This is a genomic window from Kerstersia sp. (genome assembly GCF_052103615.1).
GTDB lineage: Bacteria > Pseudomonadota > Gammaproteobacteria > Burkholderiales > Burkholderiaceae_B > Kerstersia.
The window spans coordinates 1-9520 of record NZ_JBQEKA010000110.1; the positions used below are offsets into that span (position 1 = coordinate 1).

Consider the following 9520-nt stretch of genomic DNA (forward strand, 5'->3'; position numbering starts at 1 on the left):
GGGCCGCAGGCTCCAGATGCTGCATGGCGCAGCCGCCGCAGGTTCCGAAGTGGCGGCAACGGGGCGCCACTCGCTGGGTCGAAGCACGGACAAGCTGCGCCAGCTCGGCAATCTCATAAGACGCTTTCGACTTCAGGGCGCGTGCCACGACACGCTCGCCTGGCAGCGCCCCTTCTACAAATACGACCTTCCCTTCCCTATGTGCGACGCCACGCGCCTCCATGTCCAGCGATTCGATATCTAGCGTTTCTTGCATGGGAATCAGCCCTGGGGCTGCCCGGTTCTGTTTTCAATCCTTGACGGTCGCGCGCCAGAAACTGTCTCGCGCACACCACAAGCGTTTCGTTTTACCTGCGTTCAATACGGCCGTTGGTCTGCCCATGCCCCCGGAATCAGTTCCTGGCCGCCATGACGGCAGCGGAATCAGCAACGCCGGCACATAGGCCGGCGTTGCTTCCTGATATCCGGCAAACAGGCCGGCGGCTGGCATCAGACGCTATTTTCTGCGTCCCAGGCTGCCAGATATTCTTGCCAATGCGGCGCGCTGCTGCTGGCCGTCAGGGTATCCCGCACCAGCTGAACTTCAGCCTCATAGCTATGCGGATCCAGTTCGCCGCGCATGAGGCGAAAACGACAATAGACGAGCCAGGTATTCACGACATCCGTCTCGCAGTAAGCCCGGATCTCATCTTCCTTGCCAGCCAGCCAGGCCGGCCAGACCTGGCTGCCGTCCATGCCCAGCTTGCCCGGAAAACCGCACAGCTTGGCCAGCTCATCGAGCGGCGCATTGGCCCGGCCGTTGTACTTGGCCAGCAAATCCATCAGATCGGTATGGCGCTGGTGATAGCGGGAGATGTAGTTATTGAACTTGAAATCCCGGTCTTCCTCGCCCATATCCCAGTAGCGCGGCGCCTGCAGGCCGTGAATCAGGCCGCGGTAGTGCAAGACCGGCAAATCGAAGCCCGACCCGTTCCAGCTGACCAGCGTAGGCGTATAGCGCTCTATCGTCTTGAAAAAGCCGGCAATCAGCGCCGCCTCGGAGTCTCCCTGTTTGCCCAGCGTGCGGACACGAAAACCGCTGTCGTCACGGAAGGTGCAACTGATGACGGCCACGCGCTGCAAGTGCAGGGGCAGGAAATCATGCCCCTTCTCTTCGCGGCGGGCGGCAAAAGCGCGTTCGGCGACCTCGGCGTCCGGCACATCCTGGCCCCAGCCGCTCAAACGCCTGAGCCCGTCAATATCCGGGATGGTTTCCAGGTCGAAGACCAGTGTCGGTGTCATCGGTGCGGCAAATACTTGAGCGGATCCACCGGCGTGCCCTGGCGGCGCACTTCAAAGTGCAGGCGCGGCGAGGTCGTGTCGGTCTGCCCCAATTCAGCAATACGCTGGCCGCGCTTTACCTTGTCGCCGGTCTTGACCAGCAGCGCGCGGTTATGGGCGTAAGCCGTGATGAAACCAGAGGTATGGTTGATGATGATGAGGTTGCCCAGGCCGCGCACGCCATTGCCGCTATACATGACCTGGCCGGCCGACGCTGCCACCACGGGGTCGCCCGGCTGGCCGTCGATATCTATCCCCTTGGTATTGGCATTGAAGCCCTGGATCAATTTACCCGATGCCGGCCAGCCCCAGTCGATCAAATTGGCATCGGCGGCGCGCACCACATTTTTTTCATCCGGGGTGCTGGCGCTGGCTGCCGGGGCAGGCGTCGCCGTCACAGGTGCGACCGGCGCGGTTTTGGGCGGCTGCGCCGTGACCGGCTTGGGATCGGAAATCGCCGCCACCTGAGTGCCGCCATTGCCCGCAGACTGGCTGCCGCCCGTCACTGCGCCGCCCGAAGACGACAGGCGCAATACCTGGCCGATACGCAGCTGGTTCGGGTCAGTGATGTTATTCCAGCGGCGCAGGTCATCCATCGACACATTGTTGTTGCGCGCAATTTGATACAGCGTATCGCGCGGCTGCACCGTGTAAGAGGCCCCGGCGATGCCCGTAGAAGGCGCGGGGGTCTGGATAGCGGGTTTGACGGCGCCGCCGTCCACAATGGGGGCAGGCTGCTGGGATGCGCAGCCGGCCAAAACCAGGGCAGCGGCCAGCAAGGGAAGTCGGAAAGTGCGCGTAGCAGATGAATTCGTCATAGCGATAAAAATACGTTCATGCCTTGTGCTGTGCACAAAGCTCCAATAATTAGGATTGTATGCCGGGCTTGAGCGGAACGAAACGGACCGCCTCAAGTTCCTGGCGCCGCCATTGTTGCGGGCCGGTGCGTTCGATGACCACCAGACGCTGCTGGGTTGCGCCTTCAGGCGCAACCAATCGGCCGCCGCGCGCCAATTGCTGCAACAGCGCATCCGGAATGGTCAGCCCTGCGGCCGCAACGATAATCATGTCAAATGGCGCGGCTTTCGGCAAACCGGCCATCCCATCACCATAAACCAAACGGATATTGCGGTAAGTCGGCCCGGCCAGATTGGCGCGCGCCAGATCATACAGGCCGCGCATGCGTTCAATGGTATGAACTTCCCGCACCAGTTGCGACAGCACGGCTGCCTGGTAGCCGCACCCTGCCCCGACTTCAAGCACCCGGCGCGGCGTCTTGCCCGCCATGCCCAGCGCAATCATATGGGCCACGACCCAGGGCTGGGAGATCGTTTGCCCGAAGCCTATCGGCAAGGCCGCGTCTTCATAGGCCCGGCTCGCCAGCGCTTCATCAACAAAACGGTGGCGCGGAATATCATTCATGGCCCGCAGCACCGCATCATCCGTAATGCCTTGCGCCCGCAGGCGCTGGACCATCGCGGCCCGCATACGGTCGGAGTTCAGGCCCAGATTGCCAGCGGAACGCCCGGTGGTGGCGGCGTCCCCGCTGGCGCGTGGCGGCAGCACGGCCGCCGATACCCGCGTATTGCTGTTCGCAGGTGTAATGCCATGCAGCGCGCCGCTGCCGCCCGTAGCGCCGGTACGGCGCGCCTGCGGCAGATCCAGAGGCGGAATGGGCGGCTGCTTGCTCATGGCAGCGATCAGGCCAACCAATCGTGCAGACGCGGCAATTGACCGTGATGCGTCAAATCCGTCTGCAAGGGCGTGACCGAGACAGCACCCTCGGACAAGGCATGGAAATCTGTGCCGGGGGCAGCATCGGCCGCAGCGCCCGACGGCCCTATCCAGTAAATCACTTCCCCTTGCGGGTTGGATGAACGGATGACGGGCGAAGACGGATGCCGGCGGCCCAGGCGCGTGACACGCGGCGGCTTGATTTCATGCAAGGGCAGATTGGGAATATTCACGCTCAACAGCGACGGCGCTGTCAGCGGGCGGGCCACCTGGCGCTCGACAATCTGGCGTGCCACGGCAGCAGCCGCATCCAGGTTCGACCAGCCCTTTTCCACCAAGGAAAATGCAATGGCCGGCACACCGAACAAGTAGCCTTCCATCGCAGCCGCGACCGTTCCCGAATACAGGGTGTCATCCCCCATATTGGCGCCGTTATTGATACCCGACACGACCAGATCGGGCATTTGATCCAGCAGGCCGGTGAGCGCGATATGCACGCAATCGGAAGGCGTGCCATTGACGCACAGAAATCCATTGCTGACCGTGCGCACGGTCAGGGGCCGGGACAAGGTCAGCGAATTCGAGGCGCCGCTGTGATTGGCTTCCGGCGCAATGACGGTCAATTCGCCCAAGCCTTGCAAGGCATCTACCAGCGCCTGCAGGCCAGGTGCCGAATAACCATCATCATTGGAAATCAAAATACGCATATTTTCCTGTCCATCCATAAAGCTGCCGTGACACCTCGCAGGCGCCTTTTTCCAACGAACCGGCAGCGTCTGATTGTACCTGCCGGCACCGCTTCCGCCCACCGCTACCCTATCAAACAACAGGATTGCGCCGACTATCTGAAAATCGCCCGGCGCAGCCTGGCAAACCGGCCTGCGCGGGCGCCGCGCGCGGTGCCGCGATGCGGGAACGGTGGGTGAACATTCGCCGCCCTTAGCGCGGACTTAGCACTTACAATGGGCAGCCCTGCATGAACGCCCACTTTACCCGTCTCTCATGAACGAATACGCTCTGCTGCCCTGGATTGTCGTCCCTCTGGCCTATCTGATCGGCTCCCTGCCCTTTGCCGTCATCGTCAGCAAGATCATGGGCTTACAGGACCCGCGCCAATACGGTTCCGGCAACCCGGGCGCCACCAACGTGCTGCGTACCGGCAACAAGGCTGCCGCCGCCCTGACGCTGCTGGGCGATGCCGCCAAAGGCTGGCTGCCGGTATGGGCCGTGCGCCATTGGGGGCCGGAATACGACCTGGGAGCCAGCGTCCTGGCCTTCACGGCCATTGCCGTCTTTCTTGGCCACCTGTTTCCGCTGTTCCTGGGTTTCAAAGGCGGCAAGGGCGTCGCCACGGCCCTGGGCGTCCTGCTGGGCCTGACCCCCTGGCTGGCACTGCTGGTCATCCTGACCTGGCTGGCTTCCGCGCTGATCTGGCGCTATTCGTCGCTGGCGGCGCTGATCGCGGCCCTGGCGGCGCCGCTGTACTACATTCTCGGTTCCGGCCTTGCCTGGCGCGCCAGCATGGAAGTCGGCACCGCCATTGTCGCCATGACGCTGCTGCTATTCGTCCGGCACCGCGCCAATATCGAGCGCCTGCTTGCCGGCAAGGAAAGCCGTATCGGCCAGAAAAAGGAACATGGCGGCAATGCCACGATTTCCGGGAAAATCCGCCCCAATGCCGCCGCCCGCAAGGAACGCAAGCGTTAAGCATGCTGGAATCGCGTCACCGCCAGGATGACGCAAGAGCCGCGCCAGGTTTCCCCGGCACCATAAAAAATGCCCGCCATGTGAATGACGGGCATTTTTTTGCCTGACGGCAGCAGCGCGCCGCCTAACGTGGCAGCGAAACGTCCGCCAGATCCCAGCGGGGCCGCACGGTAAAGGCATGCGCCAGGCTGGTGTCAGGATCATCGTCTGGCGACCATAGCCCCGTCTGCACCCGCTGGGCGGCGGCAAAGGCAATCATCGCGCCATTATCGGTACACAAAGCCAGCGGCGGGAAAAAGGCTTCTCCCTTGAGGGGCTTGAGCGCGGTTTCAAGGCGCTGGCGCAACAAGCGGTTGGCGCCCACGCCACCGGCCACGACCAGGCGCTTGAGGCCAGTCTGTTTCAAGGCCTTGGCCGCCTTGGCGATCAGCACTTCCACAATCGCCTGCTGCGTGGCAGCCGCCAGATCCGCCCGGGTCTGCTCGTCCATGGCGCCCTGGGCATTGGCTGCCTTCACTTTGGTCAGTACCGCCGTTTTCAGGCCGCTGAAACTGAAATCAAGGTCCTTGCTGTGCAGCATGGGGCGCGGCAATTCGAAACGGCTCGCGTCGCCATGCTCAGCCAAGGCCGACAAGGCCGGCCCGCCGGGATAGCCCAAGCCCAGCAGCTTAGCGCTCTTGTCAAAGGCTTCGCCAGCCGCGTCATCCAGTGTTTCACCCAGCAATTCATAGCGGCCCACGCCATCCACACGCATCAATTGCGTATGCCCGCCACTCACCAGCAGCGCCACAAACGGAAACGCCGGTTGCGGCGTGGCCAGGCGCGGCGAGAGCAAATGCCCTTCCAGGTGATGAATGGGAATGGCCGGCACGCCCAGCGTCCAGGCCATGGACTGCGCCACGCTGCTGCCCACCAGCAAGGCGCCAGCCAGGCCGGGGCCAGCCGTATAGGCAATGGCATCGACATCCGTCAAGGCCAGGCCTGCCTGAGACAGCACTTCGGTCGTCAAGGGCAAGGCGCGGCGGATATGGTCGCGTGAGGCAAGTTCAGGCACCACGCCGCCGTAATCGGCGTGCATGGCGATTTGTGTATGCAAGGCGTGAGCCAGCAGCCCGCGCTCCGTACAGACGACGGCTACGCCGGTCTCGTCACAGGAGCTTTCGAATCCCAAGATGATCATGCGGCGGCAGTTTACATCCAAATCCTGCGTTTCTTTCAGTGCCGTTCACGGAAAACGCTGCATACCTGTGTGAAAAGTGGTAATTTCTGCGCGGTTTTCGGCAGGCTTTCATTGGTGCGGCCAATCAACGAAAATGCCAGCTGCGCAGCCAGACAAACCGGCACTGCCGCCTGCCTGCTTACGCCTGGCCCGGCCAACCCACGCCCACTGCGGGCTAAGGCGTGCCGCGCGCTTGCGAACTTGTGATACTGCCAATACTGCCCGCCTGCCTGGCCCTTCATCGACCTACTCTCTGGAACCCCCATGCTGGAGCAACTCTTCAAACTACGTGAGCACGGCACCAATGTGCGCACTGAGATCATCGCCGGGATCACGACCTTCCTGACGATGTCCTACATCATTTTCGTTAACCCGGACATCCTGTCTTCGACCGGCATGGACCGCAATGCAGTCTTCGTGGCGACCTGCCTGGCAGCCGCCCTGGGTTCGGTCATTATGGCGCTGGTTGCCAACTGGCCCATCGGCATGGCGCCCGGCATGGGGCTGAACGCCTTCTTCGCGTTCACGGTCGTGGGCACCATGGGCTACAGCTGGCAGCAAGCGCTGGGGGCCGTTTTCATTTCCGGCGTGATCTTCATTGTCCTGACCGCCACCGGCATCCGCGCGTGGCTGATCGCGGGCATCCCCAAATCGCTGCGCAGCGCCATCGCTGCAGGGATAGGCCTGTTCCTGGCGATCATCGCGCTCAGCACCTCCGGCATCATTGTGGCCCACCCGGCCACCAAGGTCGCCCTGGGTGATATGCACCACCATGCCCCGCTGATGGCGCTGGGCGGCTTTTTCCTGATCGCCATTCTGGATGCCCTGCGCGTGCGCGGCGCGATCCTCATCGGCATTCTGGCCATCACCGTCCTGTCGATGCTGCTGGGCTACAACGACTTTGCTGGCGTGTTCTCCGCGCCGCCCAGCATTCTGCCCACCTTCATGCAGCTCGATATCATGGGCGTGCTGCAAACCGGCTTCATCAGCGTGATTCTGGTATTCGTTCTGGTGGAAGTGTTCGACGCCACCGGCACGCTGGTTGGCGTGGCCAAGCGCGCCGACCTGCTGCCTGAAGGCAAGCCCAACCGTCTGGGCCGCGCCTTGTTCGCCGACAGCACTGCCATCATTGCCGGTTCCGCGCTGGGCACCAGCAGCACCACGGCCTTCGTCGAAAGCGCCTCCGGCGTGCAGGCTGGCGGCCGCACCGGCCTGACCGCGCTGGTCGTGGCCGTGCTGTTCCTGGCCGCGCTGTTCATCGCGCCGCTGGCAGGTTCCGTGCCGGCCTATGCCACCGCCCCTGCGCTGCTGTATGTCGCCGGTCTGATGATGCGCGAAATGACGGACATCAACTGGAATGACATCACGGAAGCCACCCCGGCAGCACTCACCGTGCTGATGATGCCTTTCACGTACTCCATCGCCAACGGCTTGGCCTTCGGCTTCATCAGCTACGTCATCCTGAAAACCGGTACCGGCCGCATCCGCGACGTCCATCCCGCGACCTGGGTCGTGGCGGCGCTGTTTGTCATCCGTTACGCGTTCTTCGCTGGCTAAACTGGCGGCGGACGCCTCCTGCGTCCGCCGCGCCGCTCTCGCCGCACTCGTCTTTACTGCACGCGTCTTTACCGCACGCGGCTTGCTGCCCTATTCTTTCCGCCCGGTCAAAAGGCGTGGGACAGCGAAAATACGGCACCTGGGCGGCCTGATTTTCTGCCGCTGCGGGTGGGCAGCCAGTCACTGGCGCTGGCGCCCGCCACGGCCAGCCCCAGCACCCAACCGCTCAGGTCTTTGCTGACCCCCAGGCGATAGTCCACATAGTGACCGATGCCCTCACCCTCCATATCCACCTGGTTTTTCAGTTTCTGGTAACCCAGGTGCGCATCCAGCCCCCAACCATTGCCCAAATCGACATTGGCGGCCGCATCCAGATACCAACTGCCCTTGCTATCCGGCGTATTGAAAAAATCGCTAGGGGAATAGCTATATTTGAGGCTGAACATCTCGATGCTCAAGCCCAGATACAGATCGGTATTGTTGAAATTTCCGCCCTTGCCCGCGACCGGCGTCTTGTCGGAGCCGGGATACCAATATTGCAAGACGCCAATGTCCAGGCCCAGCCCGTGGCCCAGCTCCCCCCGCCAGCCGCCATAGAAATCCACTTCCAGATTGGCCTGATTGAAGACATTGTCCGCCACGTTGGCATTCCAGTTGCCCAGGTAAAAGCCGGAAGCATGGCTTAGCTCTAAGCCCAGTTGCGCCGCCGGTCGGAAGTTGGTCTGGGAATAGCCGCGGAAACGGTAGTCATTGGTGATGGCGGCATTGCCGCTCAGGGTGAATCCGGCCCCGAGACGGGTGCCGCTGCCCGTTGCGCTATCGGGTCCGGTATCGGTATCAGTCTGGCCTTGGGGTTCAGCCCTGGCGGGCGGCGCGCCCAAGGCCAGGCCCAGCGCGGCGGTGGCCAGCGAAGCAAGTAGCAAGGTTTTCATCATGGTGGCATCCAGGCAGTAGGAAAAAGCATGGCCTCAGGCCATGGCGCCCTGCCCGCCGTCCCGTCTTCCGGGCGCCCAGGCAGGCCGCTATGTTTTCCTAAGCATTTTTCATGCCAACCCGCCCAGAACCGGCGCGGCGGCTGGCGCCGGCACGTTCAGGTGCTGCTCATGATCCGTTCACGGCTTGTTTATGTCTCGTTTATGCCTGACTAATGGCACGTACATGGCCTGTACATGGCCCCCGCATGGCCTCTGTATGCCAGAGTTTGCTTCGCAATGGTGCGCATAGGCCCTGGCTTTATGCGCCAAAAGCAGGCGTTCAGGCCGGCGCGCCGGTGCCGCCGGCAGCGTCCTGAACCTTCCAAGGGGCTTTTCCGCGTGTCATGTCCATCAGGCCCCGATGAACGGCGTCCAGCGCGCTTTCAGGCACTTTCAGCATCCAGGAAACACCTTCGCCATCATAGGTTTCCGCCATGATCTCCGCGCCCTGGCCAAGCACAAAGGCCTGGGCGCGTGCCAGTTCAGCGAATACGACGGCAGTTTCCACCAGGCGGCTGGGAATAATCACGCGTTTGGGCGCGAGCCGCAGGCATTGCGCCGCGGCACCCGAATAGGCGCGCACCAGCCCGCCTGCCCCCAGTTTGATGCCGCCAAACCAGCGGATGACCAAAACGGCCACCTGGTCCAGCCCCTGGCCCTCTATGGCTTGCAGAATAGGCCGCCCCGCCGTGCCGCCAGGTTCGCCATCGTCATTGAAACGATATTGCGCGCCGATACGGTAAGCCCAGCAATTGTGGGTGGCCTCCGGGTCGCTGGCTGCCGCAAAATGCGCCATGGCCTGGCCGACATCATCCACAGGCCAGGCCAGCGCGAGGAAGCGGCTTTTTTTGACGTCTTCCTCGTAACTGGCCGGGCCTTCCAGGGTGCTGATGGGCATGCTCACCGCGCCACCCGAGATCAGCCAGCCACGCCCTTGGAGGCCAGCAACTCTTCGTAGGTACCGCGGTAATCATTGATCTGGCCGCCTTCCTGGATTTCGAAGATGCGC

10 protein-coding genes are annotated in these 9520 nt (G+C 62.7%); 2 read left to right on the plus strand and 8 right to left on the minus strand.

What is annotated here, in order from left to right:
* The 5 genes from ACTJGZ_RS14940 to surE all read right to left on the minus strand — a co-directional run.
* Positions 1-256, minus strand: a 256-nt coding sequence (locus ACTJGZ_RS14940; protein WP_441663696.1) for a TRAM domain-containing protein, incomplete at its 3' end; no start/stop codon positions are given.
* A gap of 233 nt (positions 257-489) precedes the next feature.
* Positions 490-1281, minus strand: coding sequence for a 3'-5' exonuclease (locus ACTJGZ_RS14945; RefSeq protein ID WP_441663697.1), 792 nt, complete (start codon positions 1279-1281; stop codon positions 490-492).
* Entirely contained in the window at positions 1278-2138 is an 861-nt protein-coding gene (locus tag ACTJGZ_RS14950) for a peptidoglycan DD-metalloendopeptidase family protein (RefSeq protein ID WP_441663698.1), read from the minus strand. Before ACTJGZ_RS14950 ends, ACTJGZ_RS14945 begins: the two co-directional genes overlap by 4 nt.
* Before the next feature lie 49 nt (positions 2139-2187).
* Entirely contained in the window at positions 2188-3012 is an 825-nt protein-coding gene (locus ACTJGZ_RS14955) for a protein-L-isoaspartate(D-aspartate) O-methyltransferase (protein ID WP_441663699.1), read from the minus strand.
* An 8-nt stretch (positions 3013-3020) separates the two neighbouring features.
* On the minus strand, positions 3021-3761 hold the full coding sequence (surE, locus tag ACTJGZ_RS14960) for a 5'/3'-nucleotidase SurE (RefSeq protein WP_441663700.1): 741 nt from the start codon (positions 3759-3761) through the stop codon (positions 3021-3023).
* A 295-nt stretch (positions 3762-4056) separates the two neighbouring features.
* Here surE and plsY point away from each other — a divergent pair, with 295 nt between their 5' ends.
* A complete protein-coding gene (plsY, locus tag ACTJGZ_RS14965) occupies positions 4057-4761 on the plus strand; it encodes a glycerol-3-phosphate 1-O-acyltransferase PlsY (RefSeq protein ID WP_441663701.1) in 705 nt (234 codons plus the stop codon).
* A 124-nt stretch (positions 4762-4885) separates the two neighbouring features.
* Here plsY and tsaD read toward each other — a convergent pair whose 3' ends face one another.
* Positions 4886-5941, minus strand: coding sequence for a tRNA (adenosine(37)-N6)-threonylcarbamoyltransferase complex transferase subunit TsaD (gene tsaD, locus ACTJGZ_RS14970; RefSeq protein ID WP_441663702.1), 1056 nt, complete (start codon positions 5939-5941; stop codon positions 4886-4888).
* A 303-nt stretch (positions 5942-6244) separates the two neighbouring features.
* Here tsaD and ACTJGZ_RS14975 point away from each other — a divergent pair, with 303 nt between their 5' ends.
* Positions 6245-7537, plus strand: a complete 1293-nt coding sequence (locus ACTJGZ_RS14975) for an NCS2 family permease (RefSeq protein WP_441663703.1) — start codon at positions 6245-6247, stop codon at positions 7535-7537.
* A gap of 107 nt (positions 7538-7644) precedes the next feature.
* Here the strand turns inward: ACTJGZ_RS14975 and ACTJGZ_RS14980 are convergent, their stop codons facing one another.
* Positions 7645-8472: a TorF family putative porin gene (locus tag ACTJGZ_RS14980; protein ID WP_441663704.1), complete on the minus strand. Its 828-nt coding sequence runs from the start codon at positions 8470-8472 to the stop codon at positions 7645-7647.
* A 319-nt stretch (positions 8473-8791) separates the two neighbouring features.
* Complete coding sequence (locus tag ACTJGZ_RS14985) at positions 8792-9409, minus strand: IMPACT family protein (protein WP_441663705.1); 618 nt, start codon at positions 9407-9409, stop codon at positions 8792-8794.
* Between the last annotated feature and the right edge of the window lie 111 nt (positions 9410-9520).

What these genes read in the sequence shown, in the direction of transcription:
- ACTJGZ_RS14955 (WP_441663699.1), bottom strand. Translation starts at nt 3,012, where the DNA reads ATGAGCAAGCAGCCGCCCATTCCGCCTCTGGATCTGCCGCAGGCGCGC.
- ACTJGZ_RS14980 (WP_441663704.1), bottom strand. Translation starts at nt 8,472, where the DNA reads ATGATGAAAACCTTGCTACTTGCTTCGCTGGCCACCGCCGCGCTGGGC.
- surE (WP_441663700.1), bottom strand. Translation starts at nt 3,761, where the DNA reads ATGCGTATTTTGATTTCCAATGATGATGGTTATTCGGCACCTGGCCTG.
- ACTJGZ_RS14975 (WP_441663703.1), top strand. Translation starts at nt 6,245, where the DNA reads ATGCTGGAGCAACTCTTCAAACTACGTGAGCACGGCACCAATGTGCGC.
- plsY (WP_441663701.1), top strand. Translation starts at nt 4,057, where the DNA reads ATGAACGAATACGCTCTGCTGCCCTGGATTGTCGTCCCTCTGGCCTAT.
- ACTJGZ_RS14950 (WP_441663698.1), bottom strand. Translation starts at nt 2,138, where the DNA reads ATGACGAATTCATCTGCTACGCGCACTTTCCGACTTCCCTTGCTGGCC.
- tsaD (WP_441663702.1), bottom strand. Translation starts at nt 5,941, where the DNA reads ATGATCATCTTGGGATTCGAAAGCTCCTGTGACGAGACCGGCGTAGCC.
- ACTJGZ_RS14985 (WP_441663705.1), bottom strand. Translation starts at nt 9,409, where the DNA reads ATGCCCATCAGCACCCTGGAAGGCCCGGCCAGTTACGAGGAAGACGTC.
- ACTJGZ_RS14945 (WP_441663697.1), bottom strand. Translation starts at nt 1,281, where the DNA reads ATGACACCGACACTGGTCTTCGACCTGGAAACCATCCCGGATATTGAC.